This window comes from Rhodococcoides sp. S146-33 (assembly GCF_059489205.1).
Map to the genome: position 1 here is coordinate 348,302 of NZ_JCAJWY010000002.1, position 23,788 is coordinate 372,089.

Sequence of the window (23,788 nt, forward strand, 5' to 3'; positions counted from 1 at the left end):
TCATGCGAATCGGACAGACGGCACCGGATTTCGAGCTTCCGGATCATTCGGGTGAACACCGTGCTCTCTCCGAGCTGACGGCATCGGGCCCGGTGGTGCTGTTCTTCTATCCGGCGGCCAACAGTCCGATCTGCACCGCCGAGGCCTGCCATTTCCGGGACCTCGGAACAGAATTCAGCAGATTCGGTGCGCAGCGAGTCGGGATCAGCACCGACACCCGCGACAAGAATCAGCATTTCGCTCTGCAGAGATCGTTCGACTTTCCATTGCTGTCCGATTCCGACGGCGGGGTTGCCGAACAGTTCGGAGTGCGGCGAGGTGGGTGGTTCACCCGGCGGCGTCGGCTTCGTGAGCTCGAACGCGGCCGGGCTCATGCGGCCGACCGTGGGTATCTGCGGCAGTTACTGTCCGTGAAGCGGACGACATTCGTCATCGATCGGCACCGTGTGGTGCGGATGGTCGTGCAGAGCGAACGTGGTCACGTGCATGCGACCAAGGCCCTGGAATACCTGCGTTATCTGTCGTGACGCCGAAGGGCGTCGTTACTCGTTGGCACCGCTGAACAGGGCGGTGTAGACGGCAGGCTTGGACGATTCGGCGTGCGCGTCGGTCGAGGCATCGTCGGGATGGCTGAAGAGTGCCTCGTTCTTGTCCTTGTGTTCCATTCCCCGAGCATGCCCCTAGTCGACCGCAATAGCCACTCGCCGCGCGGACAGGGCCGGTCGTGCGCGTTTTGCGTAGCTGTAGGTACGCAAAACGCGCACAAGGAATCAGGGCGCGCCTACGCCGGGTGGGATACTGCTCGGGTGCCCGATGAAACTCTGTTCGACGCCTTGCGCCGTGAGCCCGACGCCGAGGCACCCAACCTCCATGCCGTCGATGCCGCGGACCGCCTTGTACTCGACACCGTCGACGAGCGTGCGGGAGTCGACAGAACGGCACCGATCGCGGTGATCGGCGATCGTTACGGTGCACTCACGTTGGGTGCCGTGGCGCTTGGCTTCACTGATGTGCGGGTCCATCAGGACGCCGTCACCGGCGTTCGGGCGCTCGAACTCAACGCTGCGCGAGTTGCCCTGAGCGGCTCGTACACCCAGCACGAACTCGGTGCCGAACTGCTCGACGGCGTTGGCACAGTGCTGATGCAGCTGCCGCGAGGGCTGGCCGAGCTCACCGAGATCGCCGAGCACATCGCCGCGCACGCCACCACGGACGTGGTGGTGTTGGCAGGTGGGCGAGACAAACACATGACCCCCGCCATGAACGACGTGCTGCGACGGTCCTTCGCGACCGTCACGGCCGGCCGCGGACGGCAGAAAGCGCGAGTGCTCACCGCGACCGGGGCGGTGGCGTCGGGCATGACGTACCCGGTGAGCAAACGTCTCGCGGATATCGACATGACGGTCGTGGCTCATGGCGCTGTGTTTGCGGGGGCGGGCCTGGACATCGGTACCCGGTTTCTGCTCGAGTTCGTCCCGAAGATGCTGCCGCGAGCTCGTACTGCCGTCGATTTGGGTTGCGGCACTGGAATTCTCGCAGCAGAGCTGGCTCGGACGAGGCCCGATCTCGAGGTGATCGCCACCGACCGTTCGGCGGCAGCGATCGCGTCGGCAGCGGCAACGGCGGAGGCGAACGGGACGCAGGTGGCGGTGATCGCGGACGATGCGATGTCCACCTTCGAACCTGATTCGGTCGATCTGGTGGTGTGCAATCCGCCGTTTCACGAGGGTGCCGCGGTGCACACGGGCGGAGCGAGCAAGCTCTTCGCAGCAGCCGGGCGGGTACTCCGGCCGGGCGGGCAGATGTGGACGGTGTTCAACACCCACCTGAACTATCGGCGTGAACTGGCCGATGCGGTGGGGCCGACCGATCTGATGGGACGCAACGGAAAATTCACCGTTGCCCGCTCGGTACGGCCGAGCGAGCAACGGTAGCGATCAGGTGACCGGGCCGCCGTCTTCGGGGGTTCCGTCGATCTGGCCGCGGTTGCGTCCGCGGTCCTCGACGAGAGTGCCTTCGACGATCTCGGCCTGACGCTGGCCTTCCGCATAGTCGATGTCGGGATCCTCGTCGGATTCCTCGATCACGTGATCGACCAGTTCCTCGGTCAACTCGTCGTCGGGGGTCTCGGTGATGGGGCGGTCGAGTTCCTCTTCGACCGCGATGTCGGGTTCTTCCTCGCTGAGCTTGAGGTCCAGGCTCTCGCCCTCGGCGGCCTCACGGGCTGTGGTGCCGAAGCTGTTGGCCTCGCTCCAGTGGTCCGGGGGATCGACCACGGTGTCGCCGTCGTCGTTGCGCACCTCGTCGGAGTCGACGCTTTCACTGGGGTCCAAGGTCTGGTCGGGTCCGTCTTCGATTGCCATTTCCTCATAGTGCCCGTTTCGATTCGGTGTCACACACGCGGTCGTCGCCGCGTGTCGAGGGTGTAGCCGGTAGAGTCCGTTTTGTCCGTCGTAGATGTTCCCCGCTCGGGAACTTTTGTCCGGATGTCAGACGTTCTACTGATGACCGACGGGGAGATCCCCGGATGGGGATCAGAACTTACGAAGGGAAGAGACACGGTGCGCACCTCCAGCAACCCGGTGTTCCGCAACTTGCCCAAGCAGCAGGGCGGCGGCTACGCCACATTCGGATCTGCGACGGCTGGAGCCTCGCAGGCCGCGACCTTCGGCCAGCATCCCGGAACGCAGGCCGATCCGTACACCACGCAGCCCGCACAGCGGGCCATGACGATCGACGACGTCGTCACCAAGACCGGCATCACCCTCGGTGTGCTGAGCGTGACGGCGATCATCTCGTACCTGTACGCATCCGCCAATCCTTCGGCCGCACCGGCTCTGCTGATTGCCGGCGGGCTGATCGGCTTCGGCCTGGTCATGTTCGCCACCTTCGGGCGGAAGATGGACAACAAGTTCATCGTTCTTGCTTACGCCGCCGCCGAAGGTGTGTTCCTCGGTGCGCTGTCGCTGGTGTTCACCGGCGACATCTTCGGTATGAGTGGTGGATCGGGCCTCATCGGCCAGGCCATTCTCGGAACCTTCGGTGTGTTCTTCGGCATGCTGATCGTGTACAAGACCGGCGCGATCCGCGTCACCCCGCGTCTGACCCGCATGATCGTCGGTGCGCTCATCGGTGTCGTCGTTCTCATGCTCGGTAACTTGGTGGCCAGTTTCTTCATGGACGGTGGCTTCGGACTGCGTGACGGTGGACCCATCGCCATCATCTTCAGCCTCGTCTGCATCGGCATCGCGGCATTCAGCTTCCTGCTGGACTTCGACCAGGCCGATCAGCTGATCCGTGCGCAGGCACCGGAGAAGGCAGCGTGGGGCGTCGCCCTGGGTCTGACCATCACCCTGGTCTGGCTGTACGTCGAGATCCTGCGTCTGCTGAGCTACTTCCAGAACGACTAGTACCTACGCGAAAAGCCCCGCCACTCCTTCGAGGAGGGCGGGGCTTTTGCGTTGCCAGGGGTCAGCTCAGGCGTTCCAGCACCATGGCCATGCCCATGCCGCCGCCGACGCACATGGTCTCGACGCCGAACGTCTTGTCCTGTGTGGTCAAGTTGTTCAGCAGCGTGGTGGTGATGCGGGCCCCGGTCATACCGAACGGGTGGCCGATCGCGATGGCACCGCCGGAGACGTTGAGCTTGTCCTCCTCGATGCCGAGGTCGCGGGCCGAGCCGAGGACCTGAACAGCGAAGGCCTCGTTGATCTCGAACAGGTCGATGTCGGAGATCGACATGCCCGCGATCTTCAGCGCCTTGCGGGTGGCCTCGATCGGGCCGAGGCCCATGATCTCGGGGGACGTGCCGGTGACGCCGGTGGAGACGATGCGAGCCAACGGGGTCAGACCCAGCTCCTTGGCCTTGGTATCACTCATGATGACGAGCGCTGCTGCGCCGTCGTTGAGCGGGCACGCGTTACCGGCGGTGATGGTGCCGTTCGGCCGGAATACCGGCTTGAGCTGGCTGATCTTTTCGTAGGTGGTACCGGCGCGAGGGCCGTCGTCGGTGTTGACGACGGTGCCGTCGGGCAGGGTCACCGGGGTGATCTCCCGCTCGAAGAAGCCGGCGTTGATGGCCTCTTCGGCGCGGTTCTGGCTGCGGACGCCCCAGTGGTCCTGATCCTCGCGGGTGATGCCCGTGAGTAGGGCGACGTTCTCGGCGGTCTGTCCCATCGCGATGTATGCGTCGGGGAGTTCGCCGTTCTCACGGGGGTCGGTCCAGCTGTCGGCACCCTCTTCCTGTGCCTTCTTGGTGCGCGCTTCGGCGTCGGCGAAGATCGGGTTGTGGCTCTCGGGCAGCGAGTCGGAGCTGCCGTGGATGAAGCTGGACACGCTCTCGACACCGGCGGAGATGAACACGTCACCCTCGCCTGCCTTGATCGCGTGCAGGGCCATCCGGGTGGTCTGCAGCGAGGAAGAGCAGTAACGCGTGATCGTCGTTCCGGGGAGCGAGTCGTAGCCGAGCTGAACCGCGACGATGCGCGCAAGGTTGTTGCCCTGCATGCCACCGGGCAGACCGCAGCCCAGGAGCAGGTCGTCGATGTCCTTCGGGTCGAGCGAGGGCACCTTGGCCAGCGCAGCGGCGACCATCTGTGCGGTGAGGTCGTCGGGACGAATGTCCTTGAGCGACCCCTTCATCGCCCTGCCGATCGGTGAGCGCGCGGTGGCGACGATGACTGCCTCTGGCATGTGATCTCCTTCTGATCGATACTGCGGAACTACCGTGTACCGCCGGGTAGGCGATGTCTCCCGATCGAACTTACAACCCCGCCGATCCACCGCCGGCACGACGTACGAGATCGTCCGACGCAGTACTGATCTCGGCGTCGAGCTCAGCGGTTCTTCTCCGCAGGAATCGGTCGAGTGCGGCCGTGGCGCGGGGGATGGCCTTACGTGACTCGGCGGCGGCCGAGACCGTCGGAAGCTCGGGCAGAGGACCGCCATGCCACACGCCCAACGCGGACGCGAGTACCGGCAGAATCTGCTGGGCGGCGAGTTCGTAGCCCGCGGCCGAGGGGTGAAAGCGGTCCGCCGAGAACATCGTGTCGGGGGCGGCGAGAAATTCCGGCGCGAGCAGGTCTGCCAGCGCGACGGGATGCCCACCGGCACCGAGCGTCCTGGCCGTCTGGGCGTGTGCCAGGCGGCGACCCCAATTGCGGACGACGGTGCGCAGCGGCTGCGGAATGGCCGTCACGACACCGAGATCGGGGCACGTGCCCACTGCCACCACACAGCCCTTGGCCGTCAACCGCTCGACCGCGTCGCCCAGTCTGGCCGCCGATGCGGGAACGGAGAATTTCTTGGTCACGTCGTTCGCGCCGATGAAGATCACTGCGGCATCGGGCGGTGGGCCTGCCACGAACATGGCGTCGACCTGACCTTCGAGCCCCTTGGAGGTGGCACCCGCAATCGCCTTGGTGCTCAAACGGATTCGTTGTCCCGTTTCCTCGGCCAAGCCGCGTGCCAGCAGAACGCCGGGAACCTCGTCGGCGACGGTGCAGCCGACGCCCGCGGCCGTGGAGTCGCCGAAGATCATCAGGTGAATATCTGCTGAACTTCCCAGTCGCCACCGTTCGGGGGCCGCGCAACCAGCGGTGTAGACCCCGTCGGCCTCGGGCGGCTTGGCTATGTTGCGGCCGATGACGCCGCGTGCCGCAGCGGCCTGCCCCATGAGATGTCGATAGGCCGCCCAGGACGCAGTCCCTGCTCCGGAGCCCGCAAGTACCGTCGCGGCGCTCGCTTTCGCAGCGGTGCGCCATCCGCTCGCCGTCACAGATCGATCCCTCTCGTCGTGCCCTCACACCATCGTATGCGGGTGTCCGTAGCGGTGGCCGAGAGTCGAATAGCTGCATCTGGGAAGATGGTGCAATGCGCATCGCACAGCACATCACCGAACTCATCGGCAACACCCCGTTGGTGAAGTTGTCCTCCGTCATCGGCGACGGGGCAGGCACGGTCGCGGCCAAGATCGAATACCTCAACCCGGGTGGTTCGTCCAAGGACCGCATCGCCGTGAAGATGATCGACGCGGCCGAGGCGTCCGGCGAATTGAAGCCCGGCGGCACCATCGTCGAGCCCACGTCCGGAAACACCGGCGTCGGTCTCGCGCTCGTCGCACAGCAGCGCGGCTACAAGTGTGTGTTCGTGTGCCCCGACAAGGTCGGTGAGGACAAGCGCAACGTGCTGCGCGCCTACGGAGCAGAGGTCGTCGTCTGCCCGACGGCTGTCGCGCCCGAGGACCCCAACAGCTACTACAGCGTCTCCGATCGACTCGTTCGCGAGATCGACGGAGCGTGGAAGCCCAACCAGTACGCCAACCCGGCCGGCCCGGCCAGCCATTACGAGACCACCGGTCCCGAGATCTGGGCCGACACCGACGGCAAGATCACGCACTTCGTCGCAGGCGTCGGCACCGGCGGCACCATTTCCGGCACCGGCAAGTACCTCAAGGAGGTCTCCGGCGGGAAGGTCAAGGTCATCGGCGTCGACCCCGAGGGCTCGGTCTACTCCGGCGGCACGGGTCGTCCGTACCTCGTCGAAGGTGTCGGCGAGGACTTCTGGCCCAGCGCCTACGACCCGTCCATCCCGGACGAGATCATCGCCGTGTCCGACAACGACTCCTTCGACATGACCCGTCGCCTCGCCCGCGAGGAAGGCCTGCTGGTCGGCGGCTCGTGCGGTATGGCCGCCGTTGCCGCAATCCAGGTTGCCGAGCGCGAAGGTCCCGACGCCTTGGTCGTCGTGTTGCTTCCCGACGGTGGCCGCGGCTACCTGGCGAAGATCTTCAACGACTCGTGGATGTCGTCGTACGGATTCCTGCGTTCGCGGTTGGACGGCAAGACCCACGAGACGTCGGTCGGCGAGGTGTTGCGCGGAAAGTCCGGTGCCCTGCCGGATCTGGTGCACACCCACCCGTCCGAGACCGTGCGTGACGCCATCGAGATCCTGCGCGAGTACGGCGTTTCCCAAATGCCGGTCGTCGGAGCCGAGCCGCCCGTCATGGCAGGCGAGGTTGCCGGCAGCGTCACCGAGCGGGATCTGCTCAGCGCCGTCTTCGAGGGTCGCGCCGCGCTGGCCGATCCGGTCGCCAAGCACATGAGTGAGCCGTTCCCCCTGATCGGTGCCGGGGAAACCGTCTCCGACGCCACCAAGGCACTCGGTGAGTCCGATGCGCTGATGGTGGTCGAAGAAGGCAAGCCCGTCGGCGTCATCACTCGCCACGATCTGCTCGGGTTCCTCAGCAAGGGCGCCTGACCGTCGTGCGCGTTTTGCGTACCCAGAAGAATGCAAAACGCGCACGACAATGATGCCTTAGCGGAATGCGTCGATTCCGGTCAATGCCTTTCCGACGATCAATTGGTGGACCTCGGACGTGCCCTCGTAGGTCAGCACGGATTCGAGGTTGTTGGCGTGTCGCAGCGCCGGGTATTCGAGCGTGATTCCGTTGGCTGCCAATATCGTTCGGCATTCACGGGCAATGTCGATGGCTTCGCGGACGTTGTTCAGCTTGCCGATGCTCACCTGCTCGGGCTTCAACTCGCCCGCATCTTTCAACCGGCCGAGGTGGATTGCGAGCAACTCGCCCTTACCGAGTTCCAGCGCCATGTTCGCTATCTTCGCCTGCGTCAGCTGATAACCGGCCAACGGCTTGTCGAAGATGTTTCGGGTCTGCGAGTACTCGACTGCGGCTTCCAGGCAGTCGCGAGCGGCACCCATCGCGCCGAAAATGATGCCGAAGCGTGCCTCGTTGAGGCAGCTCAACGGCCCGCTCAGGCCGCGGGCCTCGGGCAGCATCGCGTCGGCAGGGAGTCGGATGTCGTCGAACACCAACTCGCCCGTGACCGAGGCACGCAGCGAGAGCTTCTTCTTGACCGTGTTGGCGGTGAATCCCGGCGTGTCGGTCGGTACGACGAAACCCCGGACCTTGTCGTCGGTCTGGGCCCATACGACGGCGACGTCGGCGACCGGTCCGTTGGTGATCCACATCTTGCTGCCGTTGAGGATCCAGTCGTCACCGTCGCGCTTGGCACGAGTGAGCATGCCGCCGGGGTTGGACCCGTAGTCGGCCTCGGTGAGTCCGAAGCAGCCGATCAGCGACCCCTCGGCCATTCCCGGGAGCCATTGCTGCTTCTGCTCTTCGGAGCCGTACTTCCAGATGGCGAACATCGCCAACGAGCCCTGCACCGACACCAGTGAACGGATGCCGGAGTCGATGGCTTCGAGTTCGAGGCAGGCCAGGCCGTATGCCGTCGCGGATGTTCCGGCGCAACCGTAGCCCTCGAGGTGCATGCCGAGCAGGCCGAGCGAGCCCAGTTCCTTGGCCAGTTCACGAGCCGGCACCGTGCCCTCTTCGAACCAGTCGGCGATGTGCGGACGGATGCGCTCGTTGCCGAACTTGCGCACGGTGTCCCGGATCTGGCGTTCCTCGTCGTCGAGGAGTGAATCGATCGCGAACAGTTCGTCGACGCTCTGGGAGTTGGCCACGGTGCCTCTTTCCGCTGGGGGTTGTCTTCGCAGGTTACCCACGCCCCCGCCGGGCGCAGCAGGCCGATTAGTGTGGAGGCCATGAGTGAGCAGCGCAGCAAGGCAGACAACACCTCCTGGCAGGGCTTTTCCACCAAGGCGGTCCACGCCGGCTACGAGCCGGATCCGCTGACCGGTGCAGTGAACGTGCCGATCTATGCCAGCTCCACCTTCGCGCAGGACGGCGTCGGCGGCATGCGCAGCGGATTCGAGTACGCACGCACCGGCAACCCGACGCGTCGGCCGCTCGAAGCCAACCTCGCGGCCATCGAATCCGGCACTTACGGCCGCGCATTTTCCTCGGGCATGGCGGCGACGGACTGCCTGCTGCGTTCGGCGCTGCGTCCGGGTGACCATCTCGTCATCCCCAACGATGCCTACGGCGGCACGTATCGCTTGATCGACAAGGTCTTCACCCAGTGGGGCATCGAGTACTCGGTGGCCGCGGTGTCGGACGTCGACGAGGTTCGCGCGGCGATGCGTCCGAACACGAAGCTCGTCTGGGTCGAGACGCCCACCAACCCGTTGCTCAACGTCGGAGACATCGAGGCCCTCGCGGGTGTTGCCCACGAGGGTGGGGCCAAGATCGTCGTCGACAACACGTTCGCCTCGCCCTATCTGCAGCAGCCCCTGTCGCTCGGTGCGGATGTGGTGCTGCATTCGACCACCAAATACATCGGCGGACACTCCGATGTCGTCGGCGGCGCGTTGGTGACCGACAGTGAAGAGCTCGATACGGCATTCGCGTTCCTGCAGAACGGCGCGGGCGGAGTTCCGGGACCGTTCGACGCGTTCCTGACCCTGCGCGGCATCAAGACCCTCGCCCTCCGGATGGAACGGCACAGCGACAACGCCGAGAAGATCGTCGAATTCCTCGACGGGCACCCGGCTGTCTCGCAGGTCATCTACCCCGGACTCGAATCGCACCCGTCTCACGCGGTCGCTGCCAAGCAGATGCGACGCTTCGGCGGGATGGTCTCGGTTCGTCTGGCCGGCGGCAAGCAGGCTGCACTCGACTTCTGCGCGAAGACCGAGATCTTCACCCTCGCCGAGTCTCTGGGTGGCGTGGAATCGTTGATCGAACACCCCGGTGCAATGACTCACGCATCGACTGCCGGTTCGTTGCTCGAGGTGCCCGACGACCTGGTGCGGCTGTCGGTCGGCATCGAGGACGGTGCCGATCTGGTCGGTGACGTCGAGCACGCGCTGGCATGATCGTCGCACTGATCGACTCGGGGCTGGGAATGCTTCCGACGGCTGCGCGGCTGCGCAGCCTGCGTCCCGAGCTCGATCTGGTGCTCATGATGGACCCCGACAACGCCCCGTGGGGGCCGAAGCCGGACAGCTGGGTCATCGATCGGGTGGTCGGTACGGCCCGGCACGCCGTCGACCTCGGTGCCGAGGTTGTGGTGCTGCCGTGCAATACCGCCAGCGTGACGGCACTGAGCCACGTTCGCGCCGCGCTGGGCGATTCCGTGCCGGTGGTGGGGACCGTGCCGGCGATCAAACCCGCTGCGGCGGTAACGGATCGGATTGCGATCTGGGCGACGGCAGCAACGACCGCGAGCGCGTATCAAGCGCGTTTGATCGAGGAGTTCGCCTCGCATCGACGGGTCACGACCGTGGCGTGCCACGGTCTGGCGGACTCGATCGATCGCGGTGACGCGCGTGGGATCGGTGCCGCCATCACCGCCGCCGTGGCAGCCACCCCCGACGACGTCCAATCGGTCGTGCTGGGTTGCACGCACTATCCGCTGGTACTCGACGAGATCGCGGGGCAGTTGCCCTCCGAGGTGACGATGTTCGACAGCGCCGAGGCCGTGGCCAACCAGACCGTCCGACGGGTCGACGAGGTCGGTTCGGCGACTTCCGGAACCGGTCGCGTATCGGTGTGGCTCAGTGGGGTCGAGGGTGAGTTACCCGACAGTGCTCTGCGTTATCGCGAAGGACAGCTGCTGGTCGACGGCGCAGCAGTACACGGATTCTGAGTCCTCGGGAATGCCACACCCTCCTACGCGTTGTCCTTCACTGAAGTAACGATCACTGCGGTGGAGGGACAACACATGGTCGACGTGGACGTGCGCGGTAGTGCCGGAAAGGCTGCGGCAAGGATGCCGCATCGGTACGCCTTCTGGGTTGTCGGCGTTGCCTTCATCGTGCTGATGGCGTCCTCCGCGGCACCGTCCCCGTTGTATCCGGTCTACCAGCAGTCCTGGGGATTCAGCGCGATCACGCTCACGGTCATCTTCGCCGTGTATGCCCTGGCTCTGCTGCTCACGTTGCTCGTCGTCGGCAGCCTGTCGGATCACATCGGGCGCAAGCCGATTCTGGTCGCGTCGCTGCTGTTGCTGGTCGTCAGCCTGGTGCTCTTCATCGTCGCCGACAGCGTGCCGCTCCTCATCGCGGCACGCGTCGTGCAAGGAATCGCAGCAGGGGCGGCGACGGGCGCGATGAGTGCGGCCATCATCGATCTGCAACCCAACGTAGCTACCGGTCCTTTGCTCAACAGCGTTGCCCCGTCGTTCGGCCTGGCGTCCGGGGCGCTCGGTGCCGGGTTGCTGGTGCAGTTGGCACCGGCACCCGAAATCCTCGTGTTCGCCCTGTTGATCGGCGCGGCGCTCGTCCTTGCGGTGGCGCTGTTGTTCGTACCGGAGACGTCTGCGATGCGTGGCTTCGATTCCCGTCGCCACCTCGCGTCGACGCTGCTGCCGCGAGCGTCGATTCCGAAGTCCGTCCGGGCACCGTTTCTCCTCATCGCTCCCGCTCTGTTCGCGACCTGGTCGCTCGGCGGGTTCCATCTCTCGCTCGGTCCGTCGATCATCGGCACCGTCTTCGGCATCGACAATCACATCGTGGGCGGGTTGGAGATCTTCGCACTGTTCGGTTCCGGTTCGATTGCAGCTGCTGTGGTGCGCAACGGGTTTCCTCGCTCGGTGATGATGATCGGGGCGACGGTGCTGGCCGCCGGCGTCGCACTCACTCTGGTGTCGGTACAGATCGGCTCGATCGTGTTGTACTTCGTCGGGGCGGTGATTGCTGGATCGGGCTGGGGAGCAACCTTTCTCGGTGCAATGCGCACACTGGGTGCCCTCGTTCCCGCCGCCCAGCGCGGCGGAGTCTTCGCCACGACCTTCGTCATCAGCTATCTCGCGTTCAGTGTGCCCGCGGTGGTCGCCGGACTGGCAGTCCACCGCTTGGGACTCAGCACGACGGTGGAGGTGTACGGGGCGTTCGTCATCGCGCTCGCGATGATCTCCGTTCTCGGATTCTCGGTGGCTCGGCGTCGAGATCGCTAGTGCAGCAATCTCGGTCGAGCGACCCCTACCGAGGATGAGCGAGCAGCCCTGCCCGATCGGGTAGTTCGCCGGGATCGTTGGCAGGGTTCGAGGTGCTGGGTGTTCCCATCGCGCCGTCGGGGGGACAGTGTGGTCTTCAGTGAGACGCCGATCACAGAGACAGGCGTCTTCGACCCACACTCACCGAGGAGACACCGATGGTTATCGAGCTCAATCAGATCTGGGAATTTCCCATCAAGGAGTTTCACCCGCTACCGCGCGCCAAGCTGGGAGTCGGTGCCCACGACATGATCGGTGTCGAGGCCAAGGAACTCGGGTTCAAGCGATCACTGCTCGTCACGACCGGTCTGCGCGGATCGGGCATCATCGAGGAACTGATCGGCAAGATCGAGTATCAGGGCGTCGAGGTGGTTCTCTACGACAAGGTCGAGTCGAACCCCAAGGACTACAACGTCATGGATGGTGCCGCGCTCTACCAGAAGGAGAAGTGCGACAGCGTCATCTCCGTCGGTGGTGGCTCGAGCCACGACGCAGCCAAGGGTATCCGCGTCGTCGTCGCCCACGACGGCCGCAACATCAACGAGTTCGAGGGCTTCTCCAAGTCGACGAACAAGCAGAACCCACCCCATATCGCCGTATCCACCACTGCCGGAACAGGTTCGGAGACGTCCTGGGCCTACGTCATCACCGACACCTCGGACATGGAAAAGCCGCACAAGTGGCTCGCCTTCGACGAGGCGTCCACCCCCACTCTGGCACTGGACGATCCGCTGCTCTACTACACCTGCCCCCAGCAGTGGACCGCGTTCTGTGGCTTCGACGTCCTCGCGCACGGTGCCGAGCCGTACGTCTCGCGTCTGGACTTCGCACCGTCGCTGGGTAACGCGATCTACTCGATCGGCTTGGTGTCCAAGCATCTTCGTGAGGCCGTGTACGACCCGGGCAACCTGAAGGCCCGCGAGGGCATGATGAACGCCCAGTACATCGCCACGCAGGCATTCAACTCCGGCGGACTCGGTGTCATTCACTCGATCTCGCATGCGATCAGCGCGTTCTACGACAGCGCTCACGGCCTCAACAACGCCATCGCTCTGCCGCGCGTGTGGGAGTACAACCTGCCCTCACGCTACGAGCGCTACGCAGAGATCGCCGTGGCCATGGGCGTCGACACCAAGAACATGACCACCGTTCAGGCCGCCGACGCCGCCGTCGAAGCTGCCATCAGGCTTGCCAAGGACGTCGGCATTCCCGACAACTTCGGGTCGATCCGTTCCGCGACATACGACAAGAACCGGATGAACACCGGCAAGTATGCGGGCAAGGGCGACGTGATCAAGGGCGACGAGAAGTCGGTTCTGAAGATCTCCGAGCACATTCAGGAAGACTGGTGCACCCCGGGCAACCCCCGTGAGGTCACCGTCGAGTCGATGATTCCCGTCGTCTCACACGCGATCAACGAGTCGTACTAACCGCCACCCATGTGAACGGAACTTCGTAGCAGGGTACGAAGTTCCGTTCACATGCGGCGCAGCCGCTCTTCGAAGGGAAACATATGACCTCGCTGTCGACAGTGCGCAACGATGACACAGACACCGTTCGGTTCACCGACGCGGCCGATCTGCAGCGCGCGCTCGGGGAGCAGGACTACATCGCCGACGACGACCTTGCCACCGTGGTGCATCTGGCGACGGCGCTCGATCGCCCGCTTCTGCTCGAAGGCCCTGCGGGCGTGGGCAAGACGGAGCTGGCGAAATCTCTTGCCGCCGCCAGCGGTCGCAAGCTCGTGCGCCTGCAGTGTTACGAGGGTCTCGACGACAACCGCGCCCTGTACGAGTGGGATTACGCCAAGCAGCTGCTGCACGTGCAGATGCTGCGCGAACACATCGGTGCGCTCACCCAGCACGTCACCGATATCGACGACGCCTCGAAGATGCTCGCTGCCAAAGACTTCGGTCTGTATTCCGAACCGTTCCTGTCGGTGCGACCCCTGCTCGAGTCGGTGCTGTCCGAGGAACCGGTGGTTCTGCTCGTCGACGAGGTCGATCGCACCGAGGAGTCCATGGAGGCCCTGCTGCTCGAAGTGCTCGCCGAAAAGCAGGTGACCATTCCCGAGGTCGGCACGTTCACCGCGCGTAGCGATCCGTGGGTGATATTGACCTCCAACGATACTCGTGAACTGTCGTCGGCTTTGAAGCGTCGCTGCGTGCACTTTCACCTCGACTACCCGACGGCTGCGCGTGAACGAGAGATCGTGACCGCTCGCGCTCCCGAGGTGCCCGCGCAGATCGTCGCGGAGATCGTCGAGTTGGCCACAGAATTGCGTGAGTTGCCACTTCGCAAGAGCCCGTCGATCTCGGAAGTGATCGACGCGGCTCGTATCGCATCGGTACTCGGCCACACAGACGAGACGCGCAAATACTTGCTCGCCGCCTTGGTCAAATACTCGTCGGACATGAAAATAGCGATGGCGGGACCGGCAGTGGAGACGTCCTCGGCAGCAACGTCGCTGGGCGCGACAGTCAACACGACCGCGACGGCATTTCGTGGGCATGGTGGACGTGACAAGGGCGGCATCGGGATTCGGCGATGACTGCCGTCGAGCCGTTCACGCCGTCGATACTGCTCGACGTGTTGGCGGCGGTGTTCGGGCGAATCCTGCGGCGCTACGGCGTTGCCGCGTCGCCGGCCGAGGTCATCGAAGTACGACGCGTCCTCGGGCTTCTAGGCGCACGTGACCTGACGGTTCTGCGCGCGGCTCTACGCGCGACGTGTGCGAAGTACGACCACGAACAGCACGGTTTCGAGCGGGCGTTCGAGTCGATGTTCATGATCGCAGCCGAAGATGTTGTGGACGAGAGTCGTTCGATGCTCGGTGCCCAGGTTGCGGGCGGACTGCCGACCGACTTGGACGTGGGCGCAGATCAGGAGGCGGCGAAGTACGCCGAGTACAACGAGCGTGCCGTCGAGATCGGCGATCTGCTCGACGCTCCCGAGGCAGACAAGGGCTTCAACCCGCACAAGGACGACGACGACATCAGTCTCTCGTCCGAGGATCACGACCTGTCGATCGACACCGACGGCGATATGGCCCGACGTGGCGTGACTTACACAGTGGACCTCGAACGTTCCGGCTCGACGGCCGCCGGGGAGCTGGCGTCGAGCACCAGTGGAGCGGTTGCAGGACAGCTCAATTGGGAAGATCCGGCCGGAATTCTGGCATGGTTCGACGCGTACGACCCACTTAGTGTCTACGGTGACGGCGGTGATTCCGGCGAGCTGAGTGCCGCAATGCTGGATCGAATCACCGATGCCGTCGAGGCATTCGTGGCGGCACTGGGTGATGTGACCGGGACGATGTCGTCGCCGATGCCCGTCGACGGCGCGGTGCAGTCGATCGGCCACCATGCCGAGATCGAGCGCGCGAGCCACGAAGTGTTGCGGCATATGCGGGGTACTCCGCGGCCGCGGCCACGCGAGCATTCCCGTGGCCCGCTCGACATGCGACGTACTGTCCGGTCGAGTCTGCGTACCGACGGGATTCCCTTCCGTCTGGTGACAAGAACGCCGGTACCCGACAAGGTCCGACTGCTCGTACTGGCTGATGTTTCGCTCTCGGTTCGGCCGATCACTGCATTCACGCTCAGACTCGCGCAGGCCATGCATTCGCGCGCGCATCGGTGCACGGTGATGGGCTTCGTGGATGCGCCCGTGGACGTGACGACCATCTTGCTCGGTAGTACGGGCGACGGCGCACTGGCTGCCGTACTCGCGGACGCGCGACTGGATCTCGAAGCCAGCAGCGATTACGGCAAGACCTTCACCGACCTCCTGGATTCGCACGGGGATGTGCTGAACAAGCGCACTGCCGTGATCATCGTGGGGGACGGTCGATGCAACGGCCGGCCGGCCGGACTCGACGCGTTGGAGAAAATTCGTTCGAAGGTGCACCGCATCGCCTGGATCACTCCCGAGGCCCGGCGTTACTGGGCACAGGCCGCGTGCTCGATGGCGGACTACGAGCAGATCTGCGACCGCGTGGTGGTCGCGCGGGACGGAGACCAGTTGACGGCGCAGGCGGCCGAACTGGGACATGCGCTGTCCTGACCTCATCGCGCTGGTTACCTACCCGATCGGGTAGGTCGGAACCTAGCCCGGCGCTGGTGGGATCGAACCTTCTGCGCTCGTAAGGTTGTAACCTGAATCACAGGTCCGGATCGTGTGGACCGAAGACAGTGAGGGTGTGAACGGTGGACCAGGCAGCTACGGCAAATGTCGGTAATGCGCTGCACGACCTCGATGCGCAGCGCAGCAGAGCCGAGACGCCACGAGTTCTCAAGTTCCACGCACCCGAAATCGTGTTCGGTCCGGATTCGCTGGGTGAGGTCGCGCACGCGACGCGCCGGCTCGGTGGGGTACGGCCGATGCTCGTCACGGACTTGGGGTTGATCGAGAGTGGCTGGGCCGGGCAGCTGGTCGACCTTCTGGTTGCAGAGGGACTGGAGCCCCAGATCTGGAGTGCGTTGACCCCCAATCCCAAAGATATCGAGATAGAGGCCGGGCACGAGTACTACTCGAATTTCGGCTGCGATGTGCTGGTGGCCATCGGCGGGGGATCGGTCATGGACGCGGCCAAGGGGATCGCCGTTCTCGCCGGCAACGGCGGCAAGATCCTCGATTACGAGGGCGTCGATCAGGCCACCCGGCCCATCCCACCGCTGGTGATGGTGCCGACGACATCCGGTACCGGAGCAGACGTCTCGCAGTTCTGCATCGTCACCGATACCGCGCGCTCGACCAAGATCACCATCCTCGGCCGGGCGCTCGTTCCGGACATCACCGTGATCGATCCGATGTTGCTGACCACGATGCCCGAATGGCTCAACGCTGCAACCGGTTTGGATGCCCTGACGCACGGGATCGAGGCATTCGTCTCGCTGGGTCACAACCAGCTCACCGACCATCATGCTCTTCGAGCGATCACCATGGTGATGTCACAGTTGGCTCGGACCATCGACGAGCCCACCGACATGACGGCGCGCGGGTCGATGGCGCAGGCAAGCCTGGAAGCGGGCCTGGCATTCACGAACGCGATACTCGGTGCCACTCATGCCATGAGTCATCAGGTGGGAGGGTTGCTCGACCTCCCGCACGGGGTGATCAACGGAGTGCTGCTGCCACACGTCATTCGCTTCAACGCTGCAGAGGATCCGCTGCCGTACGTGGCCATTGCCACGAGCCTCGGACTGCCCGAGGGGAGGGCCAGGCCGGAGGAGGCCGCTATGGCCGTGGCCGACCGCGTCGACCGCCTCGCGCGTCAGGTCGGTGTTCCTGCGGGTCTGGCAGAGATCGGTGTGAGCGAATCCGATCTGGATGTGTTGGCAACCAATGCATTACGTGATGCGTGCATGTCCACGAATCCGCGTTCGGCCACACACCGCGAGATGGTCGACCTGTTCAGGATCGCGCTGTGAGTTCCGGACCCGACCTGTCTCTGTTGACGGGACTCCGATCGGGCAAGAACACCTTCTATCCGCAGTATCGCGGCGCCGCAGAACGTTTGGAACGAGTGGTCTACGCCCTGGAACTCATCTCACGAGCGCTGGTGCGCACGGTCGACGGTCCGGAAACGCTGGTGTGCGCCGTGGCCGAGGCGGCTCGCGCTCATCTGAGTGCCCGCTGGGTGGTCTTCGCTCTCGCCGATGGTGCCTTGCCGGACGCGGGGCCTCGTCGGCTGGTGCTTGGTCCCGACGCCACACCGTTTCTGGTGGACAACGTCGAGGGGCCACCGCTGCCCGACGACGTGGTCGACTGCCTCGAGTCGATTCGGACGTCCACCTGCGGCGACGGGCTGACCCCGGTGATCTCCGCTCACCATGCATTCGTACCGATCGCGTTCGACGGCCGCGTTGTCGGTGCGTTCGCGGCGTGGACGGGAGAGCAACGGGTACTCGACGCCACCGACGCCGCGGTGTTGAGCATTCTTGCCAGCCAAACTGCGGTGGCACTGCAGAATTCGGCTCTGTTCCAGAGCCGACGGCAATTGCTCGAACGCACCGAGAGTGCCTATGCCGAGGCGAACCGAACAGCGGCAGATCTCGCGGCCCGCAATGCCGAACTGTTGCTGACACAACGTCAACTGGGTGCCGCGCATCGCCATCAGGTGCTCGACGACGAACGTCACCGCATCGCTCGTGAACTGCACGACAGCGTGACCCAGGCCGTGTTGTCCGCGGGAATGCAGATCGAAGTGTGTCGCAGCGAGATCTCGGCCGAAGAACGTAGCGACAGGTTGGATCTGGCCAAGGATCTGACGCGTCGAGCGGTGGATCAGCTGCGGTCGGCGATCTACGCGCTCAATCACCCGCAGGATGCCGATCGCACGTCGCTTCCCGAAATGCTCGAACAGCTTTCCGTGGTCCACATGCCCGACGAGCTACAGGTGTCGCTGCGGGTCGAGGGAACTCCCGTCGAGCTGAGCAGCGAGCGTGAGCACGCACTGCTTCGCATAGCCGGAGAAGCACTGTTCAACACCGCGGTCCATGCACACGCGTCGCGGGCAATACTGCGACTGACCTATTCGCCCGATCAGGTGCAGCTGTCCATTGCGGACGACGGTGACGGCGATCCGGCCCACTTGCGCATGATGCTGCACCTGGCCGAGTCCACCGATGTCGACGGCCGTCACCGCGGACTGGCGAACATGGCGGCTCGTACCCGCGAACACGGCGGGGTCCTCGAGATCCGTCGAGCCCGAACCGGTGGAGTGCGAGTTGCAGTGCGCATTCCGTTCCAGAACCAATCCGAGAAGGGCGAAACACAGTGAGCGTTCCGACGGTTCGCACAGGCGCGGGGCAGGTTTCGGCACCCACGGTCCGCATCGTGCTGGTCGACGATCACGCAATTCTTCGGGACGGGCTTCGCTCGGTACTCGAACGCGAGTCGGATCTGACGATCGTGGGGGAGGCGTCCACCCGGGAGGAGGGTTTGGCCGTCGTTGCGCGGGTCGAGCCCGATATCGTGCTGATGGATCTGAAGCTCTCGGCCAGTTCGGACTACGAGGGCCTCGCTTTGTGTGCGCAGCTGGCCAAGGCGCACAATGGAATCGGTCTGTTGGTGTTGACGACGTTCCTCGACGACCGGCTCGTGGTGGAGGCCGTGCACGCAGGTGCACGAGGATATGTGGTCAAGGACGTCGACACCACCGAGTTGGTTCGTGCGATACGGGCCGTCTCGCGCGGGGAGAGCGCCTTCGATTCGCGCAGCGCCTCGGCTGTCGTCCGTTCTCTGAACGGCACACCGAGCAGCATCGAGCGCCTCACCGAGCGCGAGCTCGAAGTGCTCCGCCTGCTGGCAACGGGTCTGTCCAACAACATGATCGGAACCAGACTCTTCATCTCGGCGACAACCGTCAAGTTTCACGTCAGCAACATCATGCGCAAACTTGCAGTGTCTCGGCGTGCCGAGGCGGTGTACGCGGCGAGTAAGCAGGGGCTGATCTGACGTTGCGGACCTGTCGAGATCATCGTTACTCGACAAGCCTGGTAGTGGCTGCACGAGGAGACCGCTCGATGTGCGGCGGGCTGTACTCAGCCCGCCGATGTCGTGAGCGTCGGTCGCAGCGACGCGATCGCCTTCGACATCGTCCATTCGGATCGATTTCGAGAGCGAGTTCGGCTGCACGATCCAGAGGCCCGAACAATAGTGTTCTCGGTCGACTTTCGGGTGACCACGGATCCTGACGTAATGCGGCTCGTTCTGCAGGTATCGAGTACAGGCCAGCCTGGTCGAGGCGGCCCTCGAGTCGGTCTTCAGCTGTTCGATTGACACGGCACGAGTCCGATCTCGGCTAATCGGTCCTGGTCGGACTCGTCAATTCGGCCTATCGAGCCTGTACTTCCGTTTGTGTCGGTGGGTCGGGTTACTGTTCATCTTGTTCGAACATGCGTTCTTGTTTTGGGTCACCGGGGGGTGAATGGGGATGGCTGTACCGATCGTGTCGTTGGAGGCGTTGACCGCCGCTGCGCAGGCAGAAAACCAGCATGCGTTCCGCAAGATCGCCGCCTGCTACGACGTTCATCGGACCTGGATCACCCACGATTCCAAGTTCAAGCATTACAGCCGGTACGGGCGCACCGAGATGGCGGCCGCGTTGGGCTGCTCGGCGACGGTCGCCGAATCGTACATCTCCGTCGGTGTTGCCCTGCACACGCGACTACCCCTGGTACGGACAGCATTCGAGGCCGGGGAGATCGATCTTCCGCGAGTGCGGACGGTGTGCCGGATCCTCGACAACCTCTCCGACGAGATCGTGCGCATGGTCGAGGACGAGATCGTCGAAGTTGCCCGCCGCACTCCGCCCGGTCCACTCGAGACGGAGATCTGGGACATCTTGCTGCGAGTCGCACCGGAGGAAGCGGCAGCACTACGGGAGTTCGCGAAACGATTCCGCCATGTTTCCTACAGCCCGGCCGGTGAGTTGGCGCGGATCCGGGCGGAATTGACTGCCCCCGAAGCTGCGGCGGCGTGGCAGCTGCTCGAGGAGATGGCCGACACGCTCTGTCCGAAAGACCCCCGCGGTAAACAAGATCGATTGTGTGATGCGTTCATGGCCCGCATGCACGGTGAACCCCGCCTGGCGTGCCTGTGCCAACGCGAGGACTGCCCGAAAAAAGATGCGGGGTTGCCGGATCGCCGGTTGCCGTTGACGATGATCACGGTCGATATCGCCACCCTCATCGGATTGATTGCGAACCCTGCTTATCTCGCCGGGCATGGCTCGATCGATCCGGATCTGGCGCGGGAGTTGGCGCGCAACAGTCAGTGGCAGGTCCTGCTCACCGAGGCGGTCACTCTCGCGGAGAAGCTCGGTCTGGCGGTGCAGAACCCGGAGACCGGGGAATGGGAACGACGCAGTTGCGGCGAGACAGACAGGGCTGCAACGGGATCCGGTGCGGGAACGATGACCGATGAGGACACAGGCACGCACGCAGACGCCGACGTAAACGCAGACGCAGACGCAGACTCGGATGCAAGTGCAGATGCGAATGATGACTCGGCAGATGCTGCTGATGATGTGGAAGGCGGGTCGGCGACGGATTCGGAGGCGAAGGCTGGTCCCTCGACCTCATCGACTTCGGCCAGTGCACCCGCATCTGAACGTGCGCCGGAAAACACGTCGGCACCGGAGACGCCCGCAGATGAGTCACCGGCAGATGCGGTCGACGAGACGAACGAGACCGGCGTGTCCGATGAGAACGGCGAAACTGGCGAGATCGAGGAGACCGGCGGCTCCGAGGAGGACGGTGAGTTCACACCCGTACCTGCAACCGACCCGTCGGCAACGCCCGAACCAGGTGCCGCCGAGCCTGTTCGTGATCACGCTGCAACACGTGCGGGGGCACAATCGACCGACCAGCAAGCGGACGCACCGTCGGTCACCGGCTCTGACGTAGCTCCTTCGTCCGAAGCCGCGTCAGCTTCAGGATCGCCTACGGAACAGACATCGCCAACACCGGATGTTGTACCGAACTGTGCGCAATCACGTTCGTCTGCAACACCATCCGGCCCCGCACCATACGGGGCAGCATCATCCGGCTCAACAACATCCGGTCCGATGTCAGCCGCCGAAGGCCCGGCACCAGGAACTGCCCCCGCTGCCACTGCCGCCAGCACCGACAAACGTCAGCGTCGCTTGGGATCACTGACCTCCGCTGCGGCCCTGTTCTGCACCCACACACCCGTCGGCAAGGGCACACGGCACAGCTCTGCCCTCGACTTTCCCACCGCATCACGGCTCAACGACCGAACGACTCGAGCAGCAGGCCGCACACCCTCAGGTATCTACCTTGGCAACGCCTCCCTCGCCGCTGCTCTCGAAGCAGCGATCACCGCCGACCCCACCCTCGGAAAGTCCGTCGCACGGGATCCACTGACCGACCGGGCGCTGGTCTACCGACCCGATGCCCTGACCACCGCGGCCGTCCGGCTCCGCGACCGCCACTGCCGCTTCCCCGGCTGCCAGCGTCCAGCAGACCGCTGCCAACTCGATCACTTGATCCCGTTCGATCACGCCGACCCACTGGGCGGCGGCTGGACGACGGTCAACAACCTGCAATGTCTCTGCGAGTTCCACCACACCGTCAAAACCGCCGGCTACTGGAGCGCCGTCATGCTCCCGGGCGGCGCGATCCTCTGGCGATCCACCTCGAAGACCACCCGAATCACACTGCCCGCCAACGGCACAGCCGTACCCATCCTCGACAACGACCTGCGCCCACACATCCCCACCAAACCCAGACGATCCGGCATCATCGCCTACCCCCAGCAACCGGACAACCACGAGCAGGAATCAGAACCAACGATCGAGGATGCCGATGAGCCGCCGTTCTAGGTGCGTCGGTGAGGTACCCCGGGTGCGAAACCTGTTCAGGTCAACTGTGGTGCAGCGGCTTTGTCGACCACGAGCCATCCACCGTGATGCTCCGACGTCTGGAATCTCGCACCTGTCGACCGACCGAGCTCGATCAGCGCCGCCCTGTCGAACGTGCGAACGTGCCCGTGGCAGGTGGTGGTCTCGGTTTCGTAGGGCACGGCTACGACCACGCGTATGCGGGCGATGCGGAGTGCTTCGGTCATGATTCGAGAGCCCGTCTCGGCATCGACATGTTCCAGCAGATGCAATGCCGTCACTGTGTCGACACTGCTGCTTGCAACGGGAACGTCGGCGGCGTCGCACACAATGGTGTCGAGCGTGACTCCGAGACGCGGAGCGACAGTGGCGAGCAGACGCATCGTGCCGGCGGACAGATCGGTGGCTGTCACCGAGTGGCCTTTCATGGCCAGCCTCAGTGGGAAGAAGCCGAAGCACGAACCCAAGTCGAGCACCGAACCGACGATCGAAGTCTCTGCGCGCTCATGGACCGAAGCAAAATCGGCTGTGCCGGAGTTCAGCTCGCGCAGTGAATTTCGATAGTACGTAGTCCACGCGTCGACCGGATCGGAGATGGTGGAGCGGACGACTCCGACCAGCACCAGCTCGAATTCGCGCTGCGAAAGTCCTACATGCCGGGCTTGTGCGGTGATCATCGGAATCAAGCGCTCTCCGATCTCGGCCGACGTCAGGCCATGACAGACCTGAACTGTCGTCCCCGTCCGGACAGCGTCCAACTCGAGACCGTGGAGGTGTCGGACCACCACGTTCTCGTGAGCCCACACCCCGTCGGGGCTCGGTGCCAGTGCGTCCACTTCGGTCATCGGAGTCATTTCTGTTCGTCGTAGGTCGGCCGCTCGGTAGGGCTGTCCCATCGGTGAGGTCGAGCGTTTCATACCCATCGGGTGATGTCGCGGGTGTCATGCAGGTCGGCCCGCCCGGGCACCGTCGTCCCCGCGCGCCGGACGGGCCGGTACCTACCCGATCGGACGGTTGATCGCGACGGTCGACCAGTTCCGACCGTCATGCCGGTTCAGGGGCGATGTGGGCCGTTAGCGTGGTGATCCGAGACACAACCAATTGGATTGTGACCGAGCAAATTTCGCAGGAGGTTTCCGATGTCGAAGAAGAACGAGAACGCTGTGGTCGATACGGCTGTCGTCGAATCCGATCTGGTCGAAGAGTCGTTGGTCGAGGAAGTGTCGATCGACGGCATGTGCGGCGTGTACTGATCATGACTGCTGCAGTGCAGGATGCACTCGATCTGGATGTGCGGTGGGTGTTGCATCCGCAGGTGGCGTTGCGTCCGGAGTCGTTCGGGGCGCTGCTGTACCACTTCGGAACTCGCAAGCTCTCCTTCCTGAAGAATCGCACGATCGTGGCGATCATCCAATCGTTCCCCGATCATCCCGATATGCGTTCGGCGATCGCCGCCGCGGGGATCACCGACTCCAGTTCTGCTCCGTACGTGAAAGCGCTCGCGACTCTGGCCCACTCGAAGATGATCACTCGACCGTAAGCCTTGACCCATTCGTAG

Annotated in this window: 22 protein-coding genes; 16 read left to right on the forward strand and 6 right to left on the reverse strand. The window is 64.2% G+C overall.

All coding sequences use genetic code 11. The features are described from left to right. Positions 1 to 2 precede the first annotated feature (2 nt). A complete protein-coding gene (locus AC5WEY_RS10335) occupies positions 3 to 527 on the forward strand; it encodes a peroxiredoxin (RefSeq protein ID WP_057475727.1) in 525 nt (174 codons plus the stop codon). Positions 528 to 542: 15 nt separating this feature from the next. On the opposite strand, the gene AC5WEY_RS10340 is transcribed toward AC5WEY_RS10335, so the two are convergent. Continuing rightward, on the reverse strand, positions 543 to 665 hold the full coding sequence (locus AC5WEY_RS10340; RefSeq protein WP_495645844.1) for a hypothetical protein: 123 nt from the start codon (positions 663 to 665) through the stop codon (positions 543 to 545). A 141-nt stretch (positions 666 to 806) separates the two neighbouring features. Here AC5WEY_RS10340 and AC5WEY_RS10345 point away from each other — a divergent pair, with 141 nt between their 5' ends. After that, positions 807 to 1,934, forward strand: coding sequence for a class I SAM-dependent methyltransferase (locus AC5WEY_RS10345; protein ID WP_495645845.1), 1,128 nt, complete (start codon positions 807 to 809; stop codon positions 1,932 to 1,934). Between the two features lie 3 nt (positions 1,935 to 1,937). Here the strand turns inward: AC5WEY_RS10345 and AC5WEY_RS10350 are convergent, their stop codons facing one another. Then, complete coding sequence (locus tag AC5WEY_RS10350) at positions 1,938 to 2,363, reverse strand: hypothetical protein (RefSeq protein WP_057475725.1); 426 nt, start codon at positions 2,361 to 2,363, stop codon at positions 1,938 to 1,940. A gap of 198 nt (positions 2,364 to 2,561) precedes the next feature. On the opposite strand from AC5WEY_RS10350, the gene AC5WEY_RS10355 reads away from it, so the two are divergent. Then, on the forward strand, positions 2,562 to 3,410 hold the full coding sequence (locus AC5WEY_RS10355) for a Bax inhibitor-1/YccA family protein (protein ID WP_495645846.1): 849 nt from the start codon (positions 2,562 to 2,564) through the stop codon (positions 3,408 to 3,410). 61 nt (positions 3,411 to 3,471) lie between these two features. Here AC5WEY_RS10355 and AC5WEY_RS10360 read toward each other — a convergent pair whose 3' ends face one another. Both AC5WEY_RS10360 and AC5WEY_RS10365 read right to left on the reverse strand, forming a co-directional pair. Further along, entirely contained in the window at positions 3,472 to 4,692 is a 1,221-nt protein-coding gene (locus tag AC5WEY_RS10360) for an acetyl-CoA C-acetyltransferase (protein WP_032376585.1), read from the reverse strand. A 70-nt stretch (positions 4,693 to 4,762) separates the two neighbouring features. Further along, complete coding sequence (locus AC5WEY_RS10365; protein ID WP_495645847.1) at positions 4,763 to 5,776, reverse strand: SGNH/GDSL hydrolase family protein; 1,014 nt, start codon at positions 5,774 to 5,776, stop codon at positions 4,763 to 4,765. A gap of 95 nt (positions 5,777 to 5,871) precedes the next feature. On the opposite strand from AC5WEY_RS10365, the gene AC5WEY_RS10370 reads away from it, so the two are divergent. After that, complete coding sequence (locus AC5WEY_RS10370; protein ID WP_495645848.1) at positions 5,872 to 7,257, forward strand: cystathionine beta-synthase; 1,386 nt, start codon at positions 5,872 to 5,874, stop codon at positions 7,255 to 7,257. A gap of 57 nt (positions 7,258 to 7,314) precedes the next feature. On the opposite strand, the gene AC5WEY_RS10375 is transcribed toward AC5WEY_RS10370, so the two are convergent. Then, positions 7,315 to 8,487 (reverse strand): acyl-CoA dehydrogenase family protein, encoded by a 1,173-nt coding sequence (locus tag AC5WEY_RS10375; protein WP_495645849.1) that lies wholly within the window; start codon positions 8,485 to 8,487, stop codon positions 7,315 to 7,317. 81 nt (positions 8,488 to 8,568) lie between these two features. On the opposite strand from AC5WEY_RS10375, the gene AC5WEY_RS10380 reads away from it, so the two are divergent. From AC5WEY_RS10380 to AC5WEY_RS10425, 10 genes are all read left to right on the forward strand, one after another. Then, positions 8,569 to 9,741, forward strand: coding sequence for a cystathionine gamma-synthase (locus AC5WEY_RS10380; RefSeq protein ID WP_495645850.1), 1,173 nt, complete (start codon positions 8,569 to 8,571; stop codon positions 9,739 to 9,741). Further along, complete coding sequence (locus AC5WEY_RS10385; RefSeq protein ID WP_495645851.1) at positions 9,738 to 10,514, forward strand: glutamate racemase; 777 nt, start codon at positions 9,738 to 9,740, stop codon at positions 10,512 to 10,514. Before AC5WEY_RS10380 ends, AC5WEY_RS10385 begins: the two co-directional genes overlap by 4 nt. Positions 10,515 to 10,589: 75 nt before the next feature. Beyond that, complete coding sequence (locus tag AC5WEY_RS10390; protein WP_495645852.1) at positions 10,590 to 11,822, forward strand: MFS transporter; 1,233 nt, start codon at positions 10,590 to 10,592, stop codon at positions 11,820 to 11,822. A gap of 197 nt (positions 11,823 to 12,019) precedes the next feature. Continuing rightward, positions 12,020 to 13,291, forward strand: coding sequence for an NDMA-dependent methanol dehydrogenase (gene mdo / locus AC5WEY_RS10395; RefSeq protein WP_032376592.1), 1,272 nt, complete (start codon positions 12,020 to 12,022; stop codon positions 13,289 to 13,291). An 83-nt stretch (positions 13,292 to 13,374) separates the two neighbouring features. Beyond that, positions 13,375 to 14,412: a MadB family AAA-type ATPase gene (locus AC5WEY_RS10400; protein WP_495645853.1), complete on the forward strand. Its 1,038-nt coding sequence runs from the start codon at positions 13,375 to 13,377 to the stop codon at positions 14,410 to 14,412. Continuing rightward, positions 14,409 to 15,926, forward strand: a complete 1,518-nt coding sequence (gene madC / locus AC5WEY_RS10405; protein WP_495645854.1) for a MadC family VWA domain-containing protein — start codon at positions 14,409 to 14,411, stop codon at positions 15,924 to 15,926. Before AC5WEY_RS10400 ends, madC begins: the two co-directional genes overlap by 4 nt. A 179-nt stretch (positions 15,927 to 16,105) precedes the next feature. Next, positions 16,106 to 17,293 carry an iron-containing alcohol dehydrogenase gene (locus AC5WEY_RS10410; protein WP_495646528.1) on the forward strand — a complete coding sequence of 396 codons (1,188 nt, stop codon included), beginning with the start codon at positions 16,106 to 16,108 and terminating at the stop codon, positions 17,291 to 17,293. Next, on the forward strand, positions 17,290 to 18,645 hold the full coding sequence (locus tag AC5WEY_RS10415; protein ID WP_495645855.1) for a MadS family sensor histidine kinase: 1,356 nt from the start codon (positions 17,290 to 17,292) through the stop codon (positions 18,643 to 18,645). Before AC5WEY_RS10410 ends, AC5WEY_RS10415 begins: the two co-directional genes overlap by 4 nt. After that, positions 18,642 to 19,322, forward strand: coding sequence for a MadR family response regulator transcription factor (locus AC5WEY_RS10420; protein WP_495645856.1), 681 nt, complete (start codon positions 18,642 to 18,644; stop codon positions 19,320 to 19,322). The genes AC5WEY_RS10415 and AC5WEY_RS10420 overlap by 4 nt, the downstream gene beginning before the upstream one ends. 478 nt (positions 19,323 to 19,800) lie before the next feature. Continuing rightward, positions 19,801 to 22,212 carry an HNH endonuclease signature motif containing protein gene (locus tag AC5WEY_RS10425; protein WP_495645857.1) on the forward strand — a complete coding sequence of 804 codons (2,412 nt, stop codon included), beginning with the start codon at positions 19,801 to 19,803 and terminating at the stop codon, positions 22,210 to 22,212. Between the two features lie 35 nt (positions 22,213 to 22,247). Here the strand turns inward: AC5WEY_RS10425 and mftM are convergent, their stop codons facing one another. Beyond that, positions 22,248 to 23,075, reverse strand: coding sequence for a mycofactocin oligosaccharide methyltransferase MftM (gene mftM / locus AC5WEY_RS10430; protein ID WP_495645858.1), 828 nt, complete (start codon positions 23,073 to 23,075; stop codon positions 22,248 to 22,250). A gap of 294 nt (positions 23,076 to 23,369) precedes the next feature. Between mftM and mftA the strand changes: the two genes are divergently transcribed. Beyond that, the gene (gene mftA, locus AC5WEY_RS10435; RefSeq protein ID WP_082520764.1) at positions 23,370 to 23,483 is read left to right on the forward strand and encodes a mycofactocin precursor MftA; all 114 of its coding nucleotides are present in this window, start codon (positions 23,370 to 23,372) and stop codon (positions 23,481 to 23,483) included. Between the two features lie 2 nt (positions 23,484 to 23,485). Further along, a complete protein-coding gene (gene mftB, locus AC5WEY_RS10440; RefSeq protein ID WP_057475711.1) occupies positions 23,486 to 23,770 on the forward strand; it encodes a mycofactocin biosynthesis chaperone MftB in 285 nt (94 codons plus the stop codon). The last annotated feature ends 18 nt before the right edge of the window (positions 23,771 to 23,788 follow it).